Genomic DNA, 26,552 nt, shown 5'->3' with positions numbered 1-26,552 from the left:
GAGTTAAGCCCGCCGTTACTTTCAATCTTCCTCTTCATCAAAAACTTCATCAATCATGCATTTCTCTAATAAATACTCAAATGTAATATCTGCCAGGTCCTCAATTTCTTCTCTTTTTGGAACGTACCCTCTTTCAATTAGTCGCTCATAAAAAAACTCCGCAATCTCTTCCGTGTCAATTACGACTTCAATTTCCTTCATGAGCATCACTCCTTTATTTCTGTTTTATGAAAAAATCTCAAAATTATGTATATGAGATTAGAAAAATAGTTTTTTCTTTTTTATAAGTCATATCATGTAGGCAAAGGGCATACGATGTTAGTACAAGCTATCCAAAGGGGGAAATAATAATGGAATACCAATACGAAGTAGAGCAAACAAAAGAAGAGTTCATGCATGAAGATCAATGGGCAGACTCTCTTATTAAATGGCTTTTTATTTTTTTAATAATTGTAGGCATACCTTATACTGCATATGTTGTTGTTCAATTTATTCTCTCTTTCTAGTTAACTATTTTTTCTCTGTCAATTTAACTAAATAATTTTGAACAACATCCATAACAATTTTATATTCTTCATCTTTAAATGTATCGAATAATAAATGATAATCATTATAAATATCTAATAACCCATCAATAATTTCTTGGCGATTCGTCTTTACACTTACTTTTTTCGAATTGTTAATTGACTTCAATTTTCCTAAATCCAATTTATTCATACCAGCTTTATCTTGTTTCATTTTCTTCAAAATTGCATTTGCCGTTTGTGCATTGGCAAGTAATGTTAAATCAGATTCATCAGCTTCTAACCATTCACCATCAGTAATTCGTGACAATTCATATATAGTATCTTCCCATGCATCATTTTTATATCTCCATACTTCTGTACGAAAACCAACAATACGAAAAACATCTTTATCATATCCAGTTACTTGCACGAGATCACCAAACGTAAAGTTATAATTTAATTCAATCCACTCTGTGTCGCCCTTTTTCATTTCTTGCTCTGTTACATGCTGTAAAGTTTGCTCAACGTAAAACCCATCGTGATTATTTACTTCGTATACGTAAACTCCATCTAAAATCTTCATATTTGTGATTTTTCCAACGGTTCCATATAGCGTAATCACGACTATGTCCCCTACGTTGTATTTAGGTTGTTTTTTTCTTGCCATCTCTATCTCTCCTTTTTTTGACGTCGTGATTTTGATAACAGTATATGCAACCTACATAAAAACGCTTATCACAGAAGCTTATATTCATAAATTTTTTCAATAAAAAAATATCACTACATAAAAATTTATGTGAAACGCAAAAAAAGCTAGTAAATAGACTAGCTTCAAATCAAGAAATTTCGTATAAAAAAACATACAGAATACATTACTTTTTTAAAGTGAAGTATTCTGTATGTTTTTTTATACTTTCTATCTCTCTTGTATATACAAATCCCATGCATCATCAAATATAGACATACTTTCTATCATTCCACTTAACTCTAAGTATGAACTAATTACATCATAGTCTTCAGATTGCTTCGGAAAACTTAAATCATCATACATCGCCTCTGCTAAATCTGATATTGCATTTTTAAATAAAGCTGCACGATGCTTCATCATATAATGGTAAAATGTCTTTTTCAAAAATATTCCCTACCTTTCTAACTTGGGTACATTATACAAGGCAAAAAAGAAAAAAACCAGCATAAAAGCTGGTTAAAAGTCGAAATAATTCCTTTTTAATAAACGTGGTCTTCCCATCAACTCTTCGTATGTTAGTTGTTTTGGCAAATCTTTCGTATAAATTAAAAACAACTGATCTTCAATTTCTTTTACAGTATGGTCTGCTTGATAGTCCATTCCACATGAGGAACAAGTAATACATGGTGTCTCTTGGATTTCAATGGCTTTCGTACCATCTGGTAATTCCCAATATACAGTATTCAAGCTTTCTTTCGCTTCTGTACTGTCACACCACATACAATTCATACTACGTCACCCTCATTTTTTTTGTCATCATCTAACTTTGCTATTTGTGCTTGATATTTTTTATCTTTTAATTGATCACGCTTATCACGTTTATCTTTTAAAGAAGCATGCGTTTCATTGACTTCATAATCTTTACGGCGATTCATACGTTGTAAATCATCTGGAACAAGATTAAATTTCTTATCACTCATCAATCCTGCAACGCCGATATCAGAACGTTTCTCTTCATAAGTCGGATAAATTTCTTTAAAGTAGCCTTCTGCTCTTCCTGGGATATAGTTTTCTGGTTCTGGATACGTTGTAATAACCCCTTCAAAGTTACGAAGAACAACTTTATCCGCACTTTGTGAAATTAAATAGTTTGGCTGAAGCGCAATTTTTCCGCCTCCGCCCGGTGCATCAACAACGAATGTCGGTACTGCATAACCAGATGTATGTCCACGTAAGCCTTCAATAATTTCAAGACCTTTCGAAACTGGTGCACGGAAATGACCGATACCTTCTGATAAATCACATTGATAAATATAATATGGACGAACACGAATTTTCACTAAATCATGCATAAGTTTTTTCATAATTGGAACACTGTCATTAATTCCAGCTAAAATTACAGCTTGGTTTCCAATTGGAACACCTGCATTCGCAAGCATTTCACATGCTAGTTTCGATTCTTCTGTAATCTCAATAGAAGTGTTAAAATGCGTATTTAACCATACTGGATGGTATTTTTTAATAATGTTACACAGGTTTTCTGTAATACGCTGCGGGAATACAACTGGTGCTCTCGTTCCGATACGAATAATCTCGACATGCGGGATTGCTCGTAAATTCTTTAATACATATTCTAAAATTTTATCATTAATTAGAAGTCCATCACCGCCAGAAATTAAAACGTCACGTACTTGTGGTGTTTCACTAATATAAGCAATCGCATCATCTAATTGCTTTTTCGGTACGCCCATTCCAATTTGTCCACTAAAACGACGACGTGTACAGTAACGACAATACATAGAACATTGATTCGTTACTAAAAATAGTACGCGGTCTGGATAGCGATGCGTTAATCCTGGAACTGGTGAATCTTCATCTTCATGAAGAGGATCTTCTAAATCATATTTTGTTTTATATAACTCTTCCGAAATCGGTACTGATTGCATCCGAATCGGACAGCGTGGGTCATCAGGATTCATTAGCCAAGCATAGTACGGTGTAATGTTTAACGGGATCGTTTTCGTTGAAATTTTAACACCTTCTTCTTCTTCAGATGTTAAGTTAATTATTTTCTTTAAATCATCTAAAGTTTTGATCGTATTCGTTAATTGCCAAACCCAATCATTCCATTGTTCTTCTGTAACATCTTTCCATAATTCAATATCCTTCCAGTGACGATTTGGTTTGTATACATCATGTAACATTGCTATTCCCCCTTTTTATACGCTCATCCTTTATATAAGCAATAATTATGCCAACTTCATATACTTGATAAGTAAATGCGAGAAATACCCTATTATATAAGAGAATAAATATTTTTAAGTACTGTACTAAAACGATATTTACTATCATATTCATTACTTGTTATATATGTAAACGCTCTTTTATTGGTGCAAACACACAAAAACCGCCGATTATTCGGCGGTTTTGTCGTACTTGCTCAGTTTATATTGAAGCGTTTGACGCGGAATACCTAACATTTTTGCTGCTTGCAAAATATTCCCTTCCGTTTCAATTAACGCTTGATCTATTAATTCCTTTTCCGTTTGATGCAGAGCTTCCCTAAGCGGTAATATACTTTTCTTCTTCGGAAGTTTCTCTTTCCGAAATGTTCGTGGTAAGCAATTTGCTGTTAACGAATTCCCTTCCGTAATAATGACAGCATGTTCAATCGTATGTTTTAACTCACGAACATTTCCAGGCCATTGATAAGCTTGTAATCTTTCTTTCGCTTCCTTATCAATTTGAAGTACACCTTTTTTATAACTTTTATTATATTCTTTCAAAAAGTAAGACGCTAATAACAGTACATCCTCAGTTCTTTCGCGAAGCGGCGGAATATATAATGAAAACACATTTAATCGATAGTATAAATCAGTGCGAATTTTATTTTCTCTTAAACATACTTCTGGAGGCTGATTCATTGCAGTAATAACGCGAACATCTACTTTTCTCGTCTTATTATCACCAATGCGACGAATAACTCCATCTTCTAATACACGTAGCATCTTCGCTTGTAAATCGAGTGGCATTGAATTAAGTTCATCTAAAAACAATGTTCCTCCATCTACAAGTTCAAATAATCCTGCTCGTTCAATTGCCCCTGTATAGCTTCCTTTTGTAGTTCCAAACAATAAACTTTCTAATAGCGACTCTGGCAAAGCTGCGCAGTTTTGTGCAATAAACGGCTTGTTTTTCCGTTTAGAAGCTTCATGAATTGCTTGCACAAATAGCTCTTTCCCTGTTCCTGTTTCACCATATATTAAAACATTTGCATCAGTTGGGGCTACTTTTTGAGCTAACTCTTTCGTCTGTTTAAAGCGGGAATCATTTGTTACAATTGTCTCGAATGCAACATGCTTTTTTACCATTTTTTTGCTAGTCGACCGTTTTATTTTCGATTGTAAATCTACGATTGTGTCAGTAAGCGTTTGAATTGTAGAATAATCTTTCGCAATTTCAACAGCACCGGCAATATTTCCATCTATAAAAATAGGTAGCGTCGTATTTACCGTACAAACGTCTTCTCCATTTAAATTTTGATAATGCTGAACTTGATGTACAATCGGTTTTTTCGTATGTAACACTTTCATTAGTGTACTCGTTTCCCTAGATAATGAAGGGAATGCTTCTAATAAATGTTTTCCTAGCACATTCTCAATTTTTGATCCATCATGTTTTGCAGCAACTGTATTATAAAAAATTGTAATACCATTTTCATCCACTGCATGTATAGCCTCATCAATACTGCCCAAAATCGCTTCAATGACTTCTTGTGTCGAAACTGCTAGCAATGTCATCCCCCCTCTTGCCGAAAATCTGGCAAATGCATGCCGGATTTCCGGCATCCCTCTGTGCGATTATAAGCATGACGATTCCGTTCTATGATTTTGATGAAATTTATATATATTTCTATTGCTTATTTATGGTTAAGTGAAACTTTAATCAGTGGGGCTTTATTCATCCCCACTGATTATTAACCCGACTCCCACCTAACTACTTTGCTTTACTGCCGAATTTTGAGGCGGGAGTCTTACTGCTTTCGAATAGCTGGATAAATCTTTCACCCATATATTCATATCTTCCAACTTATCAAAAATGTAGCAATTATTCGCAAGCCTTCCCGTATATGTATAGCCTAATTGATGAAAGGCTGCATTCATACCGAAAGATAGCGAGCGAGCAATTGTATAAGAACAAAAAATAGATTTTTCTTGGAGCTCTTCCTCCAATTTAATTAACAGACTTTTCATGAAACCATGTTTTCGATATTCAGGTAATGTAGCACAATTCGTTAATTCTGCATTACCTTCTTTCACGTTCATTTCAGCAGATGCTGTACTAATAATTTTCCCCTCGAATTCATAAACATAGTAAATTGTATCGTCTTCCTTCATCGTCTGCTTTACATAACTCGCATCATTTAAAGGTGTCGGATAAACTTCAAATACTTTTCCAAAGACAATTGCTAATTCTTCCGCATCCTCTTCTGTCGCTTTTCTTAACACAAATTCCTCTGGGACTATTTTTTCTTTCACTTCTTTTGCTTTTACACCACTTAAAATGGTATCTTCCTCAGTCCAATGAATACTATTTCGTCTTTCATCATTATGATATTTCACGAAGAAGTGCGCATCGTGTCCTTGAAAATAATGAGGTATCGTTGCTTCCAGTAAGAAACCGAAAGAGAGCCATGTTGAAACATGCTCTCCCTTTCCTTTAATAATACATTTAGTGAAAGAATGTTTCTCTGCTAATTCATCGATTGTTTGTATAATACTTTCAACATTTCCTGTATAGTGATCAACTCTAACACGTTTATTAAAATAATCTAAAACCCCTTCTACTGTATAATGCTTTGTCTGTTCACTAAAAGATTCATAGTATTTCATTTCTTCACCTCACACCAATCTAGTAATGTACATGCAATTATTTTTGCGGCAGCAATCATTTTATCAACTTCTATATATTCGTTTGGATAATGTGCTACTTTCGTCTCTCCTGGACCAAATACTATCGTTGGTACGTTAGCGATTTGTGTGAACAAACCTCCATCTGTTCCCCATGGCGAAGCTTCTATAATCGGTTCGTTCCCTTCGATTTCAACAAAGTTATGTTGAAGCGTTGTAATAAGTGGATGATTTTCTTCTAGTTCACCAGGAACCCATCTCGCTCCAAACCATTCTACTTCTACAGGATTTTTTACAAACCAACTATCCACTTCTTTTAATTCACCAATCCAGCCTTCAAACTCTTCTTTTGCTGCCTCTATAGTCTCATTCGGCGCAATACCACATCTTCCTTCTAAAATTAATGAATCGGGAACAGAACTTGGCCAGCTTCCCCCTTCAATTTTCCCAACGTTAATTGGAATTGGAATCGGAATCCCCTTAAATAACGGATCTGTAATTCGACCGTTTCTCTTCTCTTCTAATTTTCTCAAATGATCTACAACAAACATACTTTTTTCAATTGCACTTACTCCTTCATACCGTGTACCACCGTGTGCTGCTTTTCCTTTTATATGTAGACGAAACCACATTGACCCTTGTTGTTTCGGAAAAAACTTCATATTCGTCGGCTCAGGAATAATAACGCCATCTGCCTTATACCCTCGTAAAATAGCAGCTAATGTTCCTGCCCCACCGCTCTCTTCTTCTATTACACTTTGAAAATGTATATCACCTTTTAGTTCAATACCAGATTCAATAATTGCTTCCATCGCAAGCATAAGTGAGACATTGCCGCCTTTCATATCTGTTGTTCCACGCCCATATATGCGGTTTCCTATGTTCTCTCCACTATACGGATGATGGTCCCACTGATTTACATCCCCTTCTGGCACGACGTCAATATGCCCATTTAAAATCATAGATTTCCCTTCGCCACTTCCTTTTAAAGTCGCTACAATGTTCGGGCTATCTGTAAAGCTTGTACGAGGTGATACGAAATAAGGGTGCTCTTTCATTTCATTAAAAGCAGGCTCCCAAATATCAAGGTCTAGACCTAACTCACGCAACTTTTCGATAACAATTGCCTGCGCACCACTTTCATCACCAGATACGCTCTTTTCTTGAATTAATCGTGTTAAAAATTTTACGCTCTCTTCTTCATGACTCTCAATATAATCACAAACTTGTTTTTTTAATTGCTCCATATATTACAACTCCCCTCATTCAATTACTAGTAAATTTGAGCTTATATGAAAATCAGCTGTCGTATGTTGTTTTACATCTTCTACAGTGTACGGACTCATTAATTCTTGTAAGACAAGTCCTCCTGGAGTCACTTCCATAACAGCCATTTCTGTAATAATTAAATCTACACATTTTTTCGAAGTTAATGGCAATGTACATTCCGAAACAATCTTTGCATTTCCGTATTTATCAACATGATTCATCACAACAACGACCCGCTTCGCTTTTTGTGCTAAATCCATCGCTCCTCCAATACCTGGAACGCGTTTTCCTGGTACAATCCAGTTCGCTAAATCACCATTTTCACTTACTTGTAACGAACCAAGTATCGTAACATCAAGTAATCCTTTTCGAATCATGCCAAACGCCATGCAGCTATCGAAATAACTTGCTCCTGTAATAAGAGATGTTGGTAAACCAGCTGCGTTACATAAATTCTCATCTTCATTCCCTTTACTTGGCGTTGGTCCCATACCAACAATACCGTTTTCCGCATGAAACATAACATTCATATCTTCTGGCAAATGATTCGGTACAAGCGATGGAATCCCAATACCTAAATTTACAAGCATACCATTTTGAATTTCTTTCGCTGCACGTCTTGCAATCTTATCTCTTACTTCTACGCCCATACCCATTTCCAATTCACTCCTTCCGATGGCACGATATAATTTACAAATACACCTGGGACGACAATTTCTTCTGGATCTAAACTTCCAAGTGGAACAATTTCTTCTGCTTCTACAATCGTTATGTCACCAGCCATAGCTACGTGTGGATTCATATTACGAGCGCTTTTATCAAATACAAGATTGCCAAACGGATCCGCTTTTTTCGCATATACAATTGCGACTTCAGCCGTTAAAGCTGTTTCAACTAAATATGTCTTTCCATTCATTTCAACTGTTCGTTTTCCTTCTTCTACAATCGTATCAACACCAACATCAACTAAAATACCACCAAGCCCTACACCGCCAGCGCGAATACGCTCTGCGAGTGTTCCTTGCGGAGAGAATTCAATTTGCAATCTTCCTTCATTTAATTGTCTTCCCGCATTTGGATTTGACCCAATATGAGAAGTAACTAAAGATTTAACCCTTTCATTCGTAACAAGACGACCGATTCCTACATCAGGAAATCCAGTATCATTTCCTATTAAATTTAAATTTGTAATACCTTTATCTAAAACAGCTTGAATTAAAGATGGAGGGGATCCGATTCCTCCAAATCCCCCAAACATTAATGTCATATCATCATGGAACAAAGAAATTACTTCCTCTATTTCTTTTAATTTACCGAATGTATTTGTAATGGTTGTCATGCGATACTATGCCCTCCTTTTTGCATCATCTCTTCCACGCTCTGTACAAAAATTGAAAGTAATTCATCTAACTCGGAATATGTAGTTGTCATTGGTGGTGCAACAAGCAGTGCACTATCCTCTTTTCCTGCTTGCCCTGAAACAGCTTGGTATAAGAGCAGTCCATTTTTAGCAGCAACTGAAATAAGCTCTGATGCCTTTGTAAACGGTTGCAATTCTATTCCAATTAGCAACCCTTTTCCACGCACATCGGCAATGATTGTCGATTGTTGTTGAACTTTCTGCAAACCTTTTAATAAATACTCTCCCTTTTCTGCTGTTTTTTCAGGTAAATTATGTTTCTCCATATATTCAATAACAGCTAAAGCCGTTGCTGCAGACAATGGATTTGCACTAAGCGTATGCCCGCTCATTACAGAACGTGATCCATGTAAAATCGGCTCCATAACACGGTCACTTACAATTGTCGCTGCCATTGGTGTATAACCCGCTCCTAGCCCCTTACCAAGGGTCATAATATCCGGTTCTACACCCCAGTGCTCCATAGCAAACCATGCACCAGTACGACCAAGTCCAGTCATTACTTCATCCGCAATAAATAATATATCGTAATGACTACAAATATCTTTAATTACTTTATAGTATTCTTTCGGTGGGACAACCGCGCCTCCAGCAGCTCCGATAATCGGTTCAGCAATAAAAGCTGCAATATGCTCTGCACCAATTCGATCAATCGCTCTTTCTAGTTCAGTCGCACAAGAAAGTTGACATGTTGGATATACCTTTTGTACAGGACATCTGAAACAATATGGCGCTGGAATAGTCGGATAATCTTCCAAAATAGAAACGAAACGTTGTCTGCGCAGTGGATGCCCAGACATAGATAAAGCTCCCATTGTAATCCCGTGATAGCTCATCCACCGTGACAAAATTTTATGTTTCCCTTGAATGCCACGCTCCTGAAAATGCTGAATTGCGATTTTCATAGCTGTTTCATTTGCTTCCGTACCACTATTCACAAAAAAGCTCCAGTTCAAATCTCCTACACTTAAATCACTCAACTTCTTCGCTAATTTTTCAGCCGGTTCACTCGTAAACTGTGATCTATAAACGAACGCAATCTCCTCTGCCTGTTTTTTAATAACTTCCGCAATCTCTGTTACGCCATGTCCAATACCTGCCGTAATCGCTCCTGACGAACCATCAAAATATTTATTTCCGTTTTGATCATATAAATAAACACCTTTTCCATGTGAAATCATTGGATACGGCTGACCAACAAGTGGCTTAATTAAGTAATCGCGCATAGCGCTCCCCCATTTCTCCAATTTGTATATATATATGAAGAAAATTGACGTTTCTTTCATAAAAAAGAACCCTCTGCGAAAGCAGTGAATTTATCAAAAAACTATTATAAAATATACAAATGAGTGCTAAATATTAATTATAAAACAGAAAATTCAGAATCGAACACGAAGACCAATCCTTATCTTTACCCTTAAATACCCCTTCCTGATTTAAGATAACAATAAATCGAATATTTTTTCAACATAATATCAGCTTCCCTCAATTGCTGACATTGTGTAAACTTCGACGGAACTCCCGTTATTCTCCTTCCTATTATCCTACTTTATATTGCATATTTTCAAACAAAATTCGACATTTTACTTCGCCATATTTATCGTAACGATTACTTAACAAATAGTATCACCTGTTTAGAACAATAAAAAAAGAACCGATTAACCATATTAATCAGTTCGGCACGACGCTCTTTTATCGGTATTACCTTATCCAACGCATCTCTAAAATTAATAGAAATACTCATAATGCAAATCCATAATTCGTCCCACAGCCTATTGCACCAAATCCTCCATAACTTCATTCCCAATAACTATTGGGATATCCCCATCCCTAGGGTTCCACTCCTTCCATAAAAGTCAAACTACCTTTCCTTTATAATTTATGTAGGACAATTATCGATTTGTATGTGTGTTTGCCTATAAATAAAAAAATCCCCATTTTAACTTTTCCTTCTAGAAAGGTAAGTTTTTTGCATAACCTCTTTCTAGCTTCGCATATATTTGTAATGATGATAAAGGAGGAATGTTCATGACTCAATCCGAAATTGAAAAGTATGGACAAGAAGCTGCACGTTACGAACAGCTCGCTCGTTACTATCAATATAGCAATCCTAAAAGATATGTAGAACTCTATATGAAATACCATGATGCAATTACAAAACTTGTACAAGCATATGAAAAGAGAGATTCACAAGAAGCAACTTTACCGTCACATATGAGAATTTTTCACACAGCTCCCCATACACCAGCAGTTGATATTATAATAAACGGACAAAAGGTTATTAAAAATATTTCTTTTAAACAATTCAGTCCTTATTTATCATTAGTACAAGGTAAATACCGTATTGATATTGTCCCTGTCGGAAACGAAACTCCAATATTCTCAGCATTAGTACCAATAATGGGGAATCACGCTTATACCCTTGCAGCGGTCAATAGCGATAATCATCTCCAATTACAACCTATTCTTGATAATACTCATTTACCATCTGGTCAAGCAAAAATACGGTTTGCACATTTTTCACCAGACACTCCAGTAGTAAATGTAAATTTAAAAGATGGGGATCATTTATTTGAAAATGTACTCTTTAAACAAATAACAGATTTTTTACAAGTTAGCCCTGGTACAGCAGATATTGAAGTTTCACTTGCGGATACAAAAAAAGTACTATTAACCATTCCGAAATTCAACGTTGAACCAAATACAATTTACACAATTTCAATGGTAGGTTATTCAACTGAGGATCCAAAATTAGAGACCGTTATACTTACAAATTAAAACAGTCTACACCATTCGTATGGTGTAGACTGTTTACTTGTGAAACGTAATTTGAAATTCTGTCCAATCGTTATTCGAACGACACAATATGGATCCATTATGTTTTTCTACAATTTGTTTACATACAAATAATCCGATACCAGTTCCTAGCTTTTTAGTAGTTACAAATGGCTCAAAAATAGTCTCTACATTTTCTGCTGGAATCATAGGTCCATTATTTTTTATAACAATGCGCACAGCCTGATCCTCTTCAAATACATCAATGATAATTTTCCGCTCTTCTTTCACCGATTCAAGAGCATCAATCGAATTCATTAAAATATTTAAAACTACTTGCCTCACTTCACTCCGGTAACCAACGAGTGGAATAGGATACGGCAAATTCTTTTCAATCAAAACATTTGCATTAACTAAACTTGGATATAAGAATTGTATAGTATCTTGAAATAAGTCATTTAGCCAAAAACGTTCCGATTCATTCCACATTTCTTTTTTCGATACAAGTAAAAATTGCGAAATCCTAAAATTCAATTGATCTAATTCATGTGAAATAATATCTAAATACGATAGATGAGGATGGTCTGTCTTCAATAGCTTGACAAATCCCATAATCGAAGTTAGCGGATTACGAAATTCATGCACAAAACTAGCCGACATTTGCCCTAGAATCGTAAGTCTTTCTTTATGTGTTTCATTTATATATTGCTGTTTTTCTTCTAAATTCCTCGATATAATTTCTGAGTATTTTAAAACGGTATAATAAATTAATTTGTCAAAACAAGTATGTATTTTGGCCATAATCGGTTTCAATTCACGGGCGCTTACATCCAATTCGCACATTGCTTCAAAAAGTTCATTTCTTCCCACATTTGCATTGTAAACAAAATCTCCAATATTCGCATCTGCACCTGCACGCTCAATAGCCATTTTCTCACATAATGGCTGAAGATAATTAATGTCTTTATCTTCCATAATAAGTTCGATAATTAACTCTAATAAATTTTCTCCATTTTGAACAACTTCTTGTTTAAATGGATCTTTTTCGGAAATTATCATTTTGTTTTTCCAGTTCTCTACGAATTGGTGCCTGTTGTTTTTCAAGTGCGAACAAAATACTTCTTTAATATCCTTATCGATTGGAAAAACCTCCATTCCCTCCATTTCCATACGACGAATACCCTTTATATTTTGAATATTAACACAAAAAATACATTTCGTTAATAGATTTTTGTCACATTTTGTTAATTTCTGTTGATAAAATTTATTTTTCCTTTCTTATTTAAATAAGTTGTATTCATATATCCCTTTTCCCTTCTCATTTTTTAAATTATTTTCCTGTTCAAAACTACTTTTTTTGCATCCTTTTTAATTCTTGCGTACAATAAGAAGTGAAAGGTGTGAAAAATATGGTAAATAAAAATGTGGAAGACTATCTCCAAGAAGGCATATATGGCCAAAAGCAAAACAAACCAGAAGAACGTAATATGTACTTAACTACATTACGTGAGCGTGTAGAAATCGCTTTAACCATCGGTCAAGTAATGCAAAGTAATGTGTATACAGAAGTAACAGGTAGCATGCGTTCTTCTCAATCATTACAACTATTCCTAAATGGTAGCATTGCTTACCCACATTTATCAAAATACATTAAATTAGCAAATGAAAAAAATGTTCCTTTTACAATTGTTCAAAATAAAGGCACAGAAACACCAATCGGTTTAGTACTATCTCATAGCACTGCTGTAGATAAAGAACACATTTATGCCGAAGATGATATTTTCAAACAAGAAATGAAGTAAAATAAAAGGTACACTTGATTAAAAAAGTGTACTTTTTATTTTTTAATACATATTAATTTCATTTCTGTCATTTCTTCTATTGCATATTTAATCCCTTCACGGCCTGTGCCACTCTCTTTTACACCACCATAAGGCATATGATCTACCCTGAACGTTGGAATATCATTAATCATGACACCACCGACTTCTAATTCATCAATTGCACGCATTGCTTTACATAGATTGTTTGTAAATACACCTGCTTGTAATCCATAACGTGAATTATTTACTTGTTCTAAAGCCTCATCAAATTCTTTAAATGTATTTACAGTCATAAGTGGACCGAATACTTCTTGGCACTGAACAGATACATACTCTGGAACATTTGTTAATACAGTTGGTTCAAAAATCCTTGCATCACGTTTGTTACCACCGTATACAACATTTGCTCCTTCCTTAACTGCCTCTTCCACCCATGAATTTATACGTTCTACATCGTTTTTTGAAATAAGTGCCGATACATCTGTTTCTTCATGAAGCGGGTCTCCTACTACAACGTTTTCCATTGCTTTCGTTAATTTTGTAATAAACTCCTCCATTTTGCATTCATGCACAAAAACACGTTGTACTGAAATACAAACTTGTCCATTATTCACAAACGCGCCCCATTTTACACGTTCAATTATTTCGTCTGTCAATTCAACATCTTCATCAATAATTACAGCAGCGTTCGATCCTAATTCTAACGTCACTCGTTTCAATCCAGATTTTTCCTTAATTTCAATACCTACTTTCGGACTTCCTGTAAAAGTAATACTAGCAACGTTCTCATCTTTTACTAATGCCTCACCTACAACAGATCCAGGTCCAGAAATTATATTGAAAGCTCCCTTTGGTAAACCAGCTTCTTCAAATAATTCTACCAATGCATACGACGAAAGTGGCGTTTGGTCTGCTGGCTTTAGCACAATAGTATTTCCAGCCGCAATTGCTGGACCCACTTTATGTGCTACTAAATTAAGTGGAAAATTAAACGGTGTAATAGCACCAATAACCCCGATTGGTTGTCGAATTGTATACGCTATACGGTCCTCTGCTCCTGGCGCAGCATCTAATGGTAACGTCTCACCATATATTCGCTTCGCTTCTTCAGCTGCAAACTTATATGTTTGAACAGTGCGATCTACTTCTCCCCGTGCAGCACGAATTGGTTTTGCAGCTTCTTTTGCGATAATCTCTGCAAACTCTTCTCTTCTCTCATCCATTTTTTGTGCAACCTTTTCTAAAATGGTTGCGCGATCGTATGCAGATAATTTTTTCATTTCTTTCATTGCATTTTTAGCTGAAACTACTGCTTCCTTAACGTCATCTTCTGTACCTTGCGCAATCTCCGCTAATGTTTCTTCAGAATATGGTGCATACAATGGTTTATACGTCCCTACTGATTTCCATATCCCATTTATATATAAATGCTTTTTCATAGTGGTTCTCCTTCCAAATATATGTATACAATAATACATTACATTTACTTCACCTAGTGAAAGGTCTGACTTATGTAATTGTATCATAGCCCTAATACACCAAAAAACATTTTGCTCAAAAAAACTCTGCTACAAGGCAGAGTTTACGAACTAATTTGTTCTTGGAGCGAAATCTTTTTTTCATCTCCTACAATAACAATCGATTCTGAAGGTTTCGTTACTTCTAACCTCTTAATATAGTGTCCATCTAATTTTTTCACGCAAAATTTATAATTTTCAATTTTAATGGTATCGCCTTCGGAAATCTCAATATTTTTTGTTAAAATCCAACCGCCAATCGTATCGACATCATCGTCATCAATAGTCAAACCTAATAATGCGTTCACTTCACTAACAAGTACTTTTCCCTCTAAAATCGTTTTCGTCTCACTAACTTGTTGGATCTCCGGTTGTTCATCAGTATCGAACTCATCTTGAATATCCCCTACAATTTCTTCTAAAATATCTTCAACGGTTACAAGACCTGATGTACCACCATATTCATCAATTAATATAGCGATATGTGTCCTTTCTCTTTGCATTTTTAAAAATAGATCATGAATTGGGATAGATTCAATAACTAAAATAATTGGCCTAATATATTGCTCCACTGTCTTTTCACTAACAACTCGATGCTTCACAAAATCTGTAAATATATCTTTAAAATTCACAAAGCCTATTACATGGTCCTTATCACCATCAACAACCGGATACCTCGTATATTTTTCATGAGACATTTTTTGTAAAGCCTCTTCAGCAGGCATTTCTTTATTTAAAATATTCATCTCTGTTCGTGGTACCATTATTTCTTTCGCAATACGATCATCAAATTCAAATATTTTATTCACATACTTATATTCAGATTGATTAATCTCACCATTTTTATAACTTTCTGAAACTAACAACCGCAATTCTTCTTCTGAATGCACTTCATCATGCCCTTTTGGTGGTTTCAACCCAAAAAACTTTGTAATTAACCGAGCTGATCCATTTAAAATCCAAATGAATGGGAATGCAATCCGATAAAACAAAATGAGTGGCTTAGCAACAAAGAAACTCACTTGTTCTGCTTTTTGAATCGCAAATGTTTTTGGAGCTAACTCTCCTACTACCACATGGAAAAATGTGATAAACAAAAATACCAAAATTATAGCGAAAATGTCTGCGAGTTGAGTAGGGACGTTCCAATTTGCAAACAACACATCAAACATGTGCTTTAGCGCAGGTTTACCAGACCACCCAATCCCAAGAGCTGTAACAGTTATTCCTAATTGACAAGCTGATAAATATTCGTCTAAGTTTGTAATGATTGTTTTGACAGATATTGCACGATTATTTCCTTCTGCAATTAAATAGTCAATTCGTGAACTCCTCACTTTAACAATTGCAAATTCTGCTGCAACGAAAAATGCCGTTAAGGCAATTAAAACAATCACTATACTTATACTATATATGTCCAAATACTTTTCCTTACTTACAGTGTAAGCAAGGAAGCCACCTCCTACTTAAATTTATTCAAGTGAAGTAAGCATTCTTATACTCTAATAAAATTCTACATTAGTAACCACCTTTTTATATATTATATGCATACATAAAAAAGATATTTATAATTATGATAATCTAATTAGCTTATTATCGTCAAACTATAATAAGCCCAATTTTCCGATAACTGAAAATGATTTATATAAATCGTATGTGCTAAACAGCTGAACTTCGTGAAAAAACACTTTCTTTGCCGATTCCACACTTCTTTTGTCACACCTGAAGGGAACTTGCTACATAACTAGAAATCATTCAACAGGATATATATAGGAGGGATTATTTTGGAATATAAAACACCATTTATCGCAAAGAAATTAGGTGTTAGCCCAAAGGCTGTTGTCCGGATTGCACAACAATTAAATCTTACGATAAAAAAAAATAAATATGGTCATTTTATTTTTACACAAGGTGATTTAGATTTAATGTTAGAATACCATCGTTCTCAAATGGACCAGCCTCAAAACTCTCAAACTACTCAAAAAACATCTTCAAATGATGTAGAAAAATTAAAAACTCAAGTAAACACAATTGTTCAAAATACATCATCGAATGATTTTAAACAATTAACAGCTCAATTAACCACAATTACAAGAAGACTAGATCGAATGGAAGAACAAATGCAAGATAAAGCAAATGATGTCGTTACATACCAACTTTTACAACATCGCCGCGAAATGGAGGAAATGTTAGAACGAATTCAAAAACTAGAAGCTGCCCTAAAAAAAGAAGAACCAATATACATTACTCCTGATGCAAAACCAACATATGAAAGAGAAAAGAAACCGAAGCGTCGTAAAATGATTTTTAGTATATTTGGACTATAACCTTTTAGACCCTTATTACAAAAATAAGGGTCTACTTTTTCGTATGAAGAAAGATGACTGTAATATGACATCCTTCTTCATACTATACATATTCATATATTTTCATTTTGTTAACATAATATTTTTACTGTATTCTGCAATAAGTACCTGCGCATGAGCATTCCCTTGAATAATATCACGGAATTCTTTCAAAGAATACAGATGTGTAGCCCCTTTTCGAGCATGAATCCGCACTGGTACACCTTGTAAAGTATCATGAAACTGGAATGGACTATCTATCGGTTCAATTGGAAAACCGAGTGTAAGTAAATACATATACATTCTTTTTGTAACTGCTGCAATATACCATTCCGCTTTCGTCTCTAACGCATGCATAAATAAAATAGCTGCCAGCCTTTTGAAATGTCCTCTCCCCCGAGACGTTTTAGCAATACTTAACTTTCCTATTTCATACACATTTTTCAAATCTTTCACTAAATCATTTTTAGAAAACGGATAGAAAAACTCAGAATTTGATTGTTCAGGTACTGTAAACTTAATACATTCTACTGTACCAATATGATGTTCATCTTCTATTAATAAAAATCGTGATGGATTTAAATTACGTTCTACAAACATTAAGTTTCTTTCTTCACAAAAATCTCCCCACAGTTGCTCGAACCAAAAATGTTCTTCCTTTGTTTGAACACGCTGGAACATATTTACCCGCCTTTCCCATCGCCGTTCTGTTTTTGATAACGCTTTCACTTACTATCATATAAGAACAAATCTTCGTATGCAACTAAAAATATTTATGTCTTATTATATTCTGCAAATTGAATTAAATTCCTATTTCACACTCTTTTCCCCCGCATGTACCATTTCTTACTTTCTTATACAATCATACATACAAAGAAAGTTAATTGCTCCAATGAAAAATGTTTATCCTTTCAAGTTCGACCCACGTTATGCTTCTTTCCTTATGGCATATAATTCTTCTTAACCTAAAGAAATCCTTCATTAAAAAGGATTCCTTTTACATTTTATTACTTTTTAACCATTTCTCAAAAATTTGAATCATCCCATGCTTCCCAGCCAACTTCTCTTCTCCTTGTTTCGTTTTATATGGATATAGTTGTAAAAACACTCCACAACCAGATTCAATTTTTTTACTATGCATATGGCTACCTGGATATACACAAATCACTTCATAAATCGCTCTTCGCTTAAAAATTCGTTTGCCATTCTGTTCTTCTACATACTTAATGGACCAGTATTTATACATTTGCTCAGTTGCTTTCGTATTACCGACAGGCTGAAAAATATTGTACATAGGGCTGTATTTCACTTCGATAATAATAGAAGATTTATATACATACTTTTCTTCTTCCTTTACATAACAATCTAAACGAATATCCGGCTTCTTTGTGTCCTCTCCGTTATAAAAATTACTTCCTTTGCTTAGTGCGATAAGAGGGTGTGTTTCAATTAAATCATTAAACGCTACGTGCACTTTTATATCATCTCGATGTAATATCACTGTCGTTCCATCTTGTAATCCGTCTAAATAAAAATGTTCTTGTATTTGTTCACGGATAGGATTCTTATCTTCAAATCCGATTTGTTCTAATATAGAAATAACGATAAAAAAAGCGTAATACTCATACACTAAAAACGTTGGTTTATATACGAATAATAAAGATGGGGGTTGCTCTGTATGTTGCGGTAACAATTCTAAATGGTGGATTAATTGTTGATGCGGTATAGATAAAGTGTTCGAATTAATGGTAGCTGTTTCAGAAACTTCCCTCCAAAATGGAGAATACAATAAATTTCGAAAGTATTGCACGCTTTCATATACGATATGAGCTAATATTTTATATTCTTGTATTTTCACAGAACTTTTCCGTAAATCTGCTTCTTTCAGTAAATGTAAATTTCTATATTTTTGTTTTTCCCTATCCGTCACGGATCCATTTCGTTCAATCGTTTTCATAATTGTTTTAACAGCCTGAAATTCATCTGACTTTTTCTTCTTTTCTCCTTCTAGTATTTCAATAGTTTTGCGTACAAAACTTTCTGCTTCAAGTAAATAATAATAGAATTGCATCGTTTTAAATTTAAGAAATGCATTTTCAATACTATTTTTTTTCTCCTTAAATTTACGGTTGTAATATTTCGCATAAAGCTTTCTTTCTGTCATAATGGCAGTTTTTCTCGTTGTCTTCCGCTCTTTCGTTTCCCATTCATATTCGTGTACAAATTCCGCATTCGATTCTACTTTCTTAAAAATTTGTTTTATTCTTTTCATTTTTTGTGGCAACTTTCTTAACAGTACCAAATAAGAAGAATCTTCAATATCGCTAAGTGCTGAGAAAGTTTTCTTGTAATAACCTCTATCTAAAATTAACTCGTTTAAAATTGACTTCACATAATCTTGAATCATTTCAAATTGGTCATCAAAAAAGTTTTTAGGAACAACTTGAAACGCACCATAATAAGTTCTATCTTCTATACGCACTTCAAAATGGTATAAGCCACAGCGCCACGGATAAAAAAATTCAGTTTTTCCATGTTCATACACTAATACTCTTTGTTTTTTTTCATTTAATTCATATTGTGACTCTTTTATATTCTTTTGTCCCTCATATACTTTATTCCATACGAATGTAATATCCATTGGATTTTGATAATGGAAATGCAATTTCAGTGGTTTTAATTCCTGTACTTTATAAATACATTGAACTAGTGCTGTAGTAGACGTACAAAGCCGGTTTAAAAGGATAAAATCGCCTTTCCCCTCAGTACCAATAATTAGCTTCAATACAAACGGGAGCGTTTCTTTCGTATCGACGATTGCTGTTTCATAACGCTCCTCATTTTGCATAGCCATACAGCTCCAGTTCTCTACGCTTTTGTCTTATATAAGCTAGAGAATGTTCAAATGTAGATACACGATTTGCAAGCGGAGACTGTAAAAGTGGTATCAATGTCGCTCCCCTTTTTGCTTCTTCAGAAAGTAGAGAGCCCACTGTCATTTCTGTCCCCCTTAATTTCGTTAATACACGTTGCTTTATTTGCAAATCAAAACCTTCTTCCCTGCTAATCATATAGGATTGATTATTTTGGAACGGTATATTTTGCAAATACGTAGCGATTGCGCTTGCACATCGGAAAGAAATTCCTTTTGATATATCGTGTGATGATAATACATCATGTAACTTATCCAATAACTCTAATTCCTCTTCAGTAAACACTTCGATCATCTCTTTATTCCTAAACCAATTGAGTCGAAATTCTCCCGTTGTTACTTTCAGCGGGGGTTGCTGAACAACTTTCTCATGTTCTATACTCATCTCGCAAAACGGAATTTTTTGTAATGTAATCAAATTTGTTCGATCTAATAATCGATCGGAAAGCTCTTTCGTCGTTTCATCAAAATTTACAGTGCCTACGAAAATAATATTCTCACCAATTTCCACTGAAGGTGGAATTTGATTTTCTATTTCTTGTACTTTCTCATACAAACTCAAAATACGATTTTTCTTTTCAAGTTGAAGAACAGATAGAAACGGAGTAAACCAATGCTCAATATGTGACATGTTCATTTCATCGAATACAATTATATACAACTGATTTGGGTTTTCTTTAGCCTTTAACAATGTCCGAACTAACTTCGTTTCACTTTCAATAAAATTACCATTCGGATGAAGGTAACCGAGAATATCATGTGGTTCTTGATACGATGGTGAAATCGGAATCCAAATTAATTCTTCACCATAACGTAACCCAAGTGCTTCTGCATAAGCTTGCACAAAGCGTGATTTCCCAACACCTGGTATACCACCAACAATTGTTAACATATTGGTTTTAATACTAATGTGAAAATTATATATATCTGTATCATCCAAATATAGCCCTTTATTACGAACCATACTTTGTACATACTGCAAAAAAGAGGATTCACGCTCATCCCATTCCCAGTCCTCCTTTTGCATTTTAATATCTTCTACTTCAACTAACTTACCTTCTTCAACAATTCGTTTATTTAGTTGGGCATACACATTTTCACTTACAAAATATAAATGATCATCTACTGCTATTTCTACATGTTTCATCCACTCGTTTATTTCAATATATTTACATTCTTTTCTTTGCTCAAAATATGAAATTGAACTTATTGATGATTTTAACGATAAATTTCCATATAGCCTTCCTTCATGCCACAATAATTCTGGAGGCTCAAAGTCTTTTGGTAATTTAGGCATAAGAAATGATAAGTACCCGTTGCCTAACTTCCGTTCCAAAGACGCTCTCTTTTTATAATTTGAGACCTTTGGTGAAGGAATCAATTTATATGAAGATGCTATTTCCCGAGGCTCTTCTGTGCATATTAATTCCAGTAATAAATTTCCACGATCATAATAAAGACGAAACATAACCAGTTGCTTTTCTAATTTACGCTTCTTTAAATCAGTAAAGATTTTTTCATTCTTTTTATTACTGCATAATCCTTCAAACAAATATTTTCCAGTCGGAAATAACTCTTGTAAAGTTAAAGGTATTGGAGAAAGACATTGTACAAAGAAATTTTCCCCATTCTTCTCTCCCTCAGCTTTTGCAAACTTCCCAATAAACCTCATATAATACATTCGCTTTATAAAACTTGGATGAAGAGCTTTATGTAACTTCAACGTAGTCACCTTCTTTTTTTCATACTATTCTTAGTGTATGAACTACAATCTAAAACTAGAAATAAAAAACCTGACGTCATCCGTCAGGTTCAAAATTAAAACGTATATTAATGAGAAGGAAATGCTTTTTTTTCTTGTAAAATGGCATTATGAGCGATTTTCATTTTAGCAAGTACGTACCGTAATCGATCTTCGGCATTTTCATCTTTATTTTGCTGCAAACTCGCCAAATTCTCTACAGAACTCGCTAAATTTTCAATCACGCCTCGAAGTTCAGGATGATGATTAAAAAAAGATTCTTGTACTAATACTTTCCTTAAATCACTAGCTAAATCCATAATTCTAGACAACTGTTCTTTTTCTTCCATTTTCATCCCTCCTGAATATCTTATGTATTAAATATTCTCTAGACAAGGAAAAAAGCCCTTTAAATTAAAAGGACTTTTACATTTTTATATTTCCTGTCAGTAACATATAAAGTGATGTGATAGCTGCAATAACAATTGCCCACATCACATATCTCTCTATACCTACAAAACAACGATTCCCTTTTTCTTTTCTTGCAAAAACGTACACGATAATCCCGATTCCATATACAATTGAAACAAGTAATAAATTCTTTAAACCAGCTGCATAAATGAGCCATACAGAATATACACAAGCAATTAAAGCTAATAAGCCATTTTTTACTCTCGCAACTTTCAGCTCTTTCGTAATGACTAATTTCAATTGAAATAGCGCTGATAATAAATACGGTAATAAAATTGATGTTGACGCAATAAAATACATAATTTGATATGTCGATTCTGAAAACAGAACGATTATAAATATAATTTGGGCAACGATATTTGAAATCCATAATGCCATATGCGGCGTTTGCTTCTTATTTGTTTTCGTAAAGACTTTCGGAAACACGCCATCTTTTCCTGCTACATGCGAAATTTCAGAAACAAGTAAAAACCAACCAATCAATGTCCCTACAAGTGAAGCAACTAAACCGATGTTAATCGCAACTGCCCCCCATGGTCCAACAACATGTTCTAATACATGTCCCATTGAAGGAGTTTCTAAAACCGAAAGTTCATTTCTCGTCATAGCTCCCATTGACAGAACAGAAATTAAAATATAAATAGACATAACTAAAATTAACCCAAGTACTGTCGCTTTTCCAACATCTCTGCTATTTTTAGCTCTTCCTGATAATACAACTGCTCCTTCAACCCCAATGAACACCCAAAGAGTTACAAGCATTGTATTTTTCACTTGACCTAGTACAGAGGAAACTGAGATTGTTCCTTCGCCCCAAAAGTCATGTGTAAATGTATCCCAGCGAAACGCCGTTACCATCACAACAATAAATAATAAGATCGGAACTAATTTCCCAATTGTTGCGATAACATTCATAATGGACGCTTCACGAATTCCAAATAAAATAAGAAAATGAAGTGTCCATAATAAAAGAGAGGCACCAACGATAGACGCAATATTATTCCCTCCTTTAAAAATCGGGAAGAAATAACCTAATGTGCTAAACAACAACATAATTGTTGCGACATTTCCTAAAATTCCTGCCAGCCAGTACCCCCACGCACTGTTAAAACCAATATATTCACCGAAACCAGCTCGTGCATAACTATAAATTCCGCCCTCAAGCTCCGGTTTTTGTCTTGCTAACGTTTGATATACGAGCGCAAGCGGAATCATTCCCATCGCTGTAATACACCAACCAATTATTGTTGCACCACTATTTGCTCCTACTGCTAAATCATGCGGTAAACTAAAAACACCGCCACCAACCATTGTTCCAACTACTAATGCGATTAACGGAAAAAAACCTAACTTCTTTTCTATTTGTACCACCCCATCTGTCATTCTAGGTGTTATGTTCGTTCAACTATTAAAGTCACCTTTTCTCTAATAGACGTTTCTCTTATATTTTTTCAGGAAAACATTACTTATTCTAAAATAAAATGAAGAAAAATGGAATACTTTTTTGAAAAAATGTATAAGTATGCACAAAATAACCGTTCATTTTGTAATGAACGGTTATTTCAAACATATAAAGTTGTATATTTCTTGTAAAATCAACGAAGTAAATTCTCTTTTTGTAAAAATTGTTTTGCTACTTCTTCACTACTTTTCCCATTCACATTTACTTCGTAATTCATTTTTCGCATTTCTTCATCTGTAATCTTTCCAGATAATTTATTCAATGTTTTTTCAAGCTCAGGATATTTCTGTAACGTCTCTTTTCTTAATAATGGCGCTCCTTGATAAGGAGGGAATAGTCCTTTATCATCTTTTAGCACTTTAAGTCCATATTGCTCAAGTTCACTATCTGTTGAATATGCATCGATTACGTTAACATCCCCCGATTGAATTGCGCTATAGCGTAGTTTCGGTTCCATCGTTTTAACATTTAAAAACTTATAGTTATATAATTTTTGCATACCTTTATAACCATCTTCACGATCAGCAAATTCTAATGTAAATCCTACCTTAGCTTCCTGTGCAATATTTCCTAAATCAGAAATTGTATTTATATTATTTTGATCTGCTATTTTTTTCGGCATAGCTAGTGCGTATGTATTGTTATACTCCATTGGCTTTAACATAACCATATTATATTTCTTTTCCATTCCCATACGCGCTTGTTCATATACTTCATCACGATTTGTACTTTTCGGTTCTTCTTTCACGAAAGTAGATAAAGCTGTTCCTGAAAATTCTGGGTATATATCTACTTCACCTGATTTTAACGCTTCAAATACAAATGCTGTTTTCCCAAGGCCTGGTTTTAATTCTACTTGTAAATCTGTATCCTGTTCAATAAGTTGCTTGTACATTTGAATTAAAATTTCTGGTTCAGATCCAAGTTTTCCAGCAATAACTATATCTTTCTTTTGTGTATTCCAAAGAAATGGCGAAGCGATCATTACGCCAACTATACATATCGTTAATATAACGCGCTTATATGAGCGTTTGGGCCTCTCAAGCATGCGAAGTACTATATCAAAGAATAAAGCGAGTAACGCAGCTGGTACGGCCCCTAAAATGATAAGCGCATGATCATTCCGATCGATACCGAGTAGTATGAGCTTACCGAGTCCACCAGCGCCTATTAAAGCAGCTAATGTAGCCGTTCCAACAATTAATACCATCGCTGTCCGAATACCAGCCATAATAATTGGCAATGCGAGAGGAAGCTCTACCTTCCATAATCTTCTCCAGCTATTCATTCCCATAGCTCTCGCCGCTTCTATAAGTGATTCATCTAATTCCCGTATTCCTGTATAAGTATTTCGCAAAATAGGTAATAGTGCATACACAACTAATGCGATAATGGCTGGAAGTTTTCCGATTCCTACTAATGGAATTAAAAGTCCAAGTAATGCAAGTGATGGCACAGTCTGCATAACAGCAGAAGTCCCTATTATAAATTCAGCCATCCGTTCTTTTCTCGTTAATAGAATGCCAAGAGGCACCGCAATAATTACTGCAAAAAATAATGAAATAAGCGATATTTGTAAATGTTCACTTAATGCACTTAGCAATTCTACTTTTCGTTCTTGAAACGTTTGAATAAAATCAGTCACTGTTTAGCCTCTCTCCTTCATTTGTTCAACAATGTAATTGACAATATGACGACTTGTTAACGCTCCAACATATTGACCATTTTCTTCAACCGGCACTGACTCTTCAGTTTGTAAGCGGACTAGCGCTTCTTGTAAAGTCGAATGTAAAGATAGAGCCTTCCCTTCTACTCGTATACGATTGTCTAGCGGCAATACCGCTTCTATACTCTTCCCCTCATACCAAGGTCGTCCACGATTTCCAATGAACTCCTCTACAAACTCATTTTTCGGATTATGTATAATACCTTCTGGTGTATCTAATTGAACAACTTTCCCTTCTTTCATTACACAAATGCGATCACCAAGTGATAAAGCCTCTTGCATATCATGCGTTACAAATACTATCGTTTTTTGAATTTTTTTTTGCAATTGCACTATATCCTGCTGAAGTTGTTCCCTACTTAATGGATCTAACGCACTAAATGGTTCATCCATAAGAACGATTTTCGGATTGGCAGCTAATGCCCTAACGACACCAACGCGCTGCTTCTGTCCTCCCGACAATTCATCTGGCATACGATCACGATATACATCTGGTTCTAATCCAACCATATGTAACAGTTCATCAACACGCGTTTTTATTTTCTCCTTACTCCACTTTCTCATTTCAGGGACAACTGCAATATTTTCAGCAATTGTCATATGTGGAAACAGCGCAATCTGCTGCAACACGTACCCTATATTCCAACGCAGTTCGTTTATGTTATATTCTTGAATATCTTTTCCATCGATTAAAATTGATCCTTCCGTCGTTTCAATTAAACGATTAATCATCTTCATTGTCGTTGTTTTCCCGCAACCACTCGGACCAATGAGAACAAAAAATTCTCCTTTTTTAATTTCTAAATGCAATGAATCCACTGCTTTTGTGCCATCTTCATACGCTTTTGACACATGATTAAATTGAATCACAGACACAACTCCTTTCATGTTGTTTCCTTTATTTTGATGGAATATAGAATTCATTTCAAATGATACGCTTTATTATACAAAAAAAGAGCTCTCATTT

General features: G+C 34.7%; 25 protein-coding genes. 4 read left to right on the top strand and 21 right to left on the bottom strand.

Features of this window, described 5'->3' with window-relative positions; genetic code table 11:
• Positions 1-21 precede the first annotated feature (21 nt).
• A complete protein-coding gene (locus MHI07_RS10730; protein ID WP_002012644.1) occupies positions 22-201 on the bottom strand; it encodes a YozD family protein in 180 nt (59 codons plus the stop codon).
• 149 nt (positions 202-350) lie between these two features.
• On the opposite strand from MHI07_RS10730, the gene MHI07_RS10725 reads away from it, so the two are divergent.
• Entirely contained in the window at positions 351-506 is a 156-nt protein-coding gene (locus MHI07_RS10725) for a DUF3930 family protein (RefSeq protein WP_002018281.1), read from the top strand.
• 4 nt (positions 507-510) lie between these two features.
• On the opposite strand, the gene MHI07_RS10720 is transcribed toward MHI07_RS10725, so the two are convergent.
• The 10 genes from MHI07_RS10720 to MHI07_RS10675 all read right to left on the bottom strand — a co-directional run bounded on the left by MHI07_RS10720 (position 511) and on the right by MHI07_RS10675 (position 10,019).
• Entirely contained in the window at positions 511-1,173 is a 663-nt protein-coding gene (locus MHI07_RS10720) for a hypothetical protein (protein WP_002119090.1), read from the bottom strand.
• A 249-nt stretch (positions 1,174-1,422) separates the two neighbouring features.
• Entirely contained in the window at positions 1,423-1,638 is a 216-nt protein-coding gene (locus MHI07_RS10715; RefSeq protein WP_002157964.1) for a YozE family protein, read from the bottom strand.
• Positions 1,639-1,710: 72 nt separating this feature from the next.
• On the bottom strand, positions 1,711-1,983 hold the full coding sequence (locus MHI07_RS10710; protein WP_002085797.1) for a YokU family protein: 273 nt from the start codon (positions 1,981-1,983) through the stop codon (positions 1,711-1,713).
• Entirely contained in the window at positions 1,980-3,398 is a 1,419-nt protein-coding gene (ablA, locus tag MHI07_RS10705; protein ID WP_340823611.1) for a lysine 2,3-aminomutase, read from the bottom strand. Before ablA ends, MHI07_RS10710 begins: the two co-directional genes overlap by 4 nt.
• Positions 3,399-3,608: 210 nt before the next feature.
• Complete coding sequence (gene rocR, locus MHI07_RS10700; RefSeq protein ID WP_087952667.1) at positions 3,609-4,994, bottom strand: arginine utilization transcriptional regulator RocR; 1,386 nt, start codon at positions 4,992-4,994, stop codon at positions 3,609-3,611.
• Positions 4,995-5,186: 192 nt separating this feature from the next.
• On the bottom strand, positions 5,187-6,086 hold the full coding sequence (gene ablB, locus MHI07_RS10695) for a putative beta-lysine N-acetyltransferase (protein ID WP_215581598.1): 900 nt from the start codon (positions 6,084-6,086) through the stop codon (positions 5,187-5,189).
• Positions 6,083-7,351, bottom strand: a complete 1,269-nt coding sequence (locus MHI07_RS10690) for a peptidase (RefSeq protein ID WP_002157969.1) — start codon at positions 7,349-7,351, stop codon at positions 6,083-6,085. The genes ablB and MHI07_RS10690 overlap by 4 nt, the downstream gene beginning before the upstream one ends.
• A gap of 15 nt (positions 7,352-7,366) precedes the next feature.
• A complete protein-coding gene (locus tag MHI07_RS10685) occupies positions 7,367-8,029 on the bottom strand; it encodes a CoA transferase subunit B (protein ID WP_002157970.1) in 663 nt (220 codons plus the stop codon).
• Positions 8,014-8,712, bottom strand: a complete 699-nt coding sequence (gene atoD, locus MHI07_RS10680) for an acetate CoA-transferase subunit alpha (RefSeq protein WP_002085805.1) — start codon at positions 8,710-8,712, stop codon at positions 8,014-8,016. The genes MHI07_RS10685 and atoD overlap by 16 nt, the downstream gene beginning before the upstream one ends.
• Entirely contained in the window at positions 8,709-10,019 is a 1,311-nt protein-coding gene (locus tag MHI07_RS10675) for an aspartate aminotransferase family protein (protein WP_002157971.1), read from the bottom strand. The genes atoD and MHI07_RS10675 overlap by 4 nt, the downstream gene beginning before the upstream one ends.
• 802 nt (positions 10,020-10,821) lie before the next feature.
• On the opposite strand from MHI07_RS10675, the gene MHI07_RS10670 reads away from it, so the two are divergent.
• Positions 10,822-11,571 (top strand): DUF4397 domain-containing protein, encoded by a 750-nt coding sequence (locus tag MHI07_RS10670; RefSeq protein ID WP_002148186.1) that lies wholly within the window; start codon positions 10,822-10,824, stop codon positions 11,569-11,571.
• Positions 11,572-11,604: 33 nt separating this feature from the next.
• Here the strand turns inward: MHI07_RS10670 and MHI07_RS10665 are convergent, their stop codons facing one another.
• A complete protein-coding gene (locus MHI07_RS10665) occupies positions 11,605-12,738 on the bottom strand; it encodes a BA2291 family sporulation histidine kinase (protein WP_324287228.1) in 1,134 nt (377 codons plus the stop codon).
• Between the two features lie 239 nt (positions 12,739-12,977).
• On the opposite strand from MHI07_RS10665, the gene MHI07_RS10660 reads away from it, so the two are divergent.
• Positions 12,978-13,370 (top strand): YueI family protein, encoded by a 393-nt coding sequence (locus MHI07_RS10660; protein ID WP_002157973.1) that lies wholly within the window; start codon positions 12,978-12,980, stop codon positions 13,368-13,370.
• Positions 13,371-13,405: 35 nt separating this feature from the next.
• On the opposite strand, the gene MHI07_RS10655 is transcribed toward MHI07_RS10660, so the two are convergent.
• Both MHI07_RS10655 and MHI07_RS10650 read right to left on the bottom strand, forming a co-directional pair.
• Positions 13,406-14,830, bottom strand: a complete 1,425-nt coding sequence (locus MHI07_RS10655; RefSeq protein WP_340823600.1) for an aldehyde dehydrogenase family protein — start codon at positions 14,828-14,830, stop codon at positions 13,406-13,408.
• Between the two features lie 143 nt (positions 14,831-14,973).
• Positions 14,974-16,329 carry a hemolysin family protein gene (locus tag MHI07_RS10650; protein ID WP_078174241.1) on the bottom strand — a complete coding sequence of 452 codons (1,356 nt, stop codon included), beginning with the start codon at positions 16,327-16,329 and terminating at the stop codon, positions 14,974-14,976.
• A 363-nt stretch (positions 16,330-16,692) separates the two neighbouring features.
• On the opposite strand from MHI07_RS10650, the gene racA reads away from it, so the two are divergent.
• Complete coding sequence (racA, locus tag MHI07_RS10645) at positions 16,693-17,235, top strand: chromosome-anchoring protein RacA (protein ID WP_002157976.1); 543 nt, start codon at positions 16,693-16,695, stop codon at positions 17,233-17,235.
• Positions 17,236-17,337: 102 nt separating this feature from the next.
• Here the strand turns inward: racA and MHI07_RS10640 are convergent, their stop codons facing one another.
• The 7 genes from MHI07_RS10640 to MHI07_RS10610 all read right to left on the bottom strand — a co-directional run bounded on the left by MHI07_RS10640 (position 17,338) and on the right by MHI07_RS10610 (position 26,455).
• Positions 17,338-17,934: a hypothetical protein gene (locus tag MHI07_RS10640; RefSeq protein ID WP_002157977.1), complete on the bottom strand. Its 597-nt coding sequence runs from the start codon at positions 17,932-17,934 to the stop codon at positions 17,338-17,340.
• A 316-nt stretch (positions 17,935-18,250) separates the two neighbouring features.
• Positions 18,251-20,101 (bottom strand): hypothetical protein, encoded by a 1,851-nt coding sequence (locus MHI07_RS10635; protein WP_078181616.1) that lies wholly within the window; start codon positions 20,099-20,101, stop codon positions 18,251-18,253.
• Complete coding sequence (locus MHI07_RS10630; RefSeq protein ID WP_199709550.1) at positions 20,091-21,908, bottom strand: AAA family ATPase; 1,818 nt, start codon at positions 21,906-21,908, stop codon at positions 20,091-20,093. The genes MHI07_RS10635 and MHI07_RS10630 overlap by 11 nt, the downstream gene beginning before the upstream one ends.
• A 107-nt stretch (positions 21,909-22,015) precedes the next feature.
• Positions 22,016-22,276 (bottom strand): hypothetical protein, encoded by a 261-nt coding sequence (locus MHI07_RS10625; protein ID WP_002085825.1) that lies wholly within the window; start codon positions 22,274-22,276, stop codon positions 22,016-22,018.
• 76 nt (positions 22,277-22,352) lie between these two features.
• Complete coding sequence (locus MHI07_RS10620) at positions 22,353-23,780, bottom strand: basic amino acid/polyamine antiporter (RefSeq protein WP_002119048.1); 1,428 nt, start codon at positions 23,778-23,780, stop codon at positions 22,353-22,355.
• A 212-nt stretch (positions 23,781-23,992) separates the two neighbouring features.
• Positions 23,993-25,504 (bottom strand): ABC transporter permease/substrate-binding protein, encoded by a 1,512-nt coding sequence (locus MHI07_RS10615; protein ID WP_340823599.1) that lies wholly within the window; start codon positions 25,502-25,504, stop codon positions 23,993-23,995.
• Positions 25,505-25,507: 3 nt separating this feature from the next.
• Positions 25,508-26,455, bottom strand: coding sequence for an ABC transporter ATP-binding protein (locus MHI07_RS10610; protein ID WP_033711815.1), 948 nt, complete (start codon positions 26,453-26,455; stop codon positions 25,508-25,510).
• Positions 26,456-26,552: the final 97 nt, after the last annotated feature.

It is taken from the genome of Bacillus sp. FSL H8-0545 (genome assembly GCF_038006105.1).
GTDB classification, from domain to species: domain Bacteria; phylum Bacillota; class Bacilli; order Bacillales; family Bacillaceae_G; genus Bacillus_A; species Bacillus_A cereus_U.
Note: the sequence above shows the minus strand (reverse complement) of the source record. Positions and strands in the feature narration are given on the sequence as shown.

Coding starts and splice junctions, on each gene's coding strand:
- MHI07_RS10730 (WP_002012644.1), bottom strand. CDS start 201: ATGAAGGAAATTGAAGTCGTAATTGACACGGAAGAGATTGCGGAGTTT.
- MHI07_RS10725 (WP_002018281.1), top strand. CDS start 351: ATGGAATACCAATACGAAGTAGAGCAAACAAAAGAAGAGTTCATGCAT.
- MHI07_RS10720 (WP_002119090.1), bottom strand. CDS start 1,173: ATGGCAAGAAAAAAACAACCTAAATACAACGTAGGGGACATAGTCGTG.
- MHI07_RS10710 (WP_002085797.1), bottom strand. CDS start 1,983: ATGAATTGTATGTGGTGTGACAGTACAGAAGCGAAAGAAAGCTTGAAT.
- ablA (WP_340823611.1), bottom strand. CDS start 3,398: ATGTTACATGATGTATACAAACCAAATCGTCACTGGAAGGATATTGAA.
- rocR (WP_087952667.1), bottom strand. CDS start 4,994: ATGACATTGCTAGCAGTTTCGACACAAGAAGTCATTGAAGCGATTTTG.
- ablB (WP_215581598.1), bottom strand. CDS start 6,086: ATGAAATACTATGAATCTTTTAGTGAACAGACAAAGCATTATACAGTA.
- MHI07_RS10690 (WP_002157969.1), bottom strand. CDS start 7,351: ATGGAGCAATTAAAAAAACAAGTTTGTGATTATATTGAGAGTCATGAA.
- MHI07_RS10685 (WP_002157970.1), bottom strand. CDS start 8,029: ATGGGTATGGGCGTAGAAGTAAGAGATAAGATTGCAAGACGTGCAGCG.
- atoD (WP_002085805.1), bottom strand. CDS start 8,712: ATGACAACCATTACAAATACATTCGGTAAATTAAAAGAAATAGAGGAA.
- MHI07_RS10675 (WP_002157971.1), bottom strand. CDS start 10,019: ATGCGCGATTACTTAATTAAGCCACTTGTTGGTCAGCCGTATCCAATG.
- MHI07_RS10670 (WP_002148186.1), top strand. CDS start 10,822: ATGACTCAATCCGAAATTGAAAAGTATGGACAAGAAGCTGCACGTTAC.
- MHI07_RS10665 (WP_324287228.1), bottom strand. CDS start 12,738: ATGGAAATGGAGGGAATGGAGGTTTTTCCAATCGATAAGGATATTAAA.
- MHI07_RS10660 (WP_002157973.1), top strand. CDS start 12,978: ATGGTAAATAAAAATGTGGAAGACTATCTCCAAGAAGGCATATATGGC.
- MHI07_RS10655 (WP_340823600.1), bottom strand. CDS start 14,830: ATGAAAAAGCATTTATATATAAATGGGATATGGAAATCAGTAGGGACG.
- MHI07_RS10640 (WP_002157977.1), bottom strand. CDS start 17,934: ATGTTCCAGCGTGTTCAAACAAAGGAAGAACATTTTTGGTTCGAGCAA.
- MHI07_RS10635 (WP_078181616.1), bottom strand. CDS start 20,101: ATGCAAAATGAGGAGCGTTATGAAACAGCAATCGTCGATACGAAAGAA.
- MHI07_RS10625 (WP_002085825.1), bottom strand. CDS start 22,276: ATGGAAGAAAAAGAACAGTTGTCTAGAATTATGGATTTAGCTAGTGAT.
- MHI07_RS10620 (WP_002119048.1), bottom strand. CDS start 23,780: ATGACAGATGGGGTGGTACAAATAGAAAAGAAGTTAGGTTTTTTTCCG.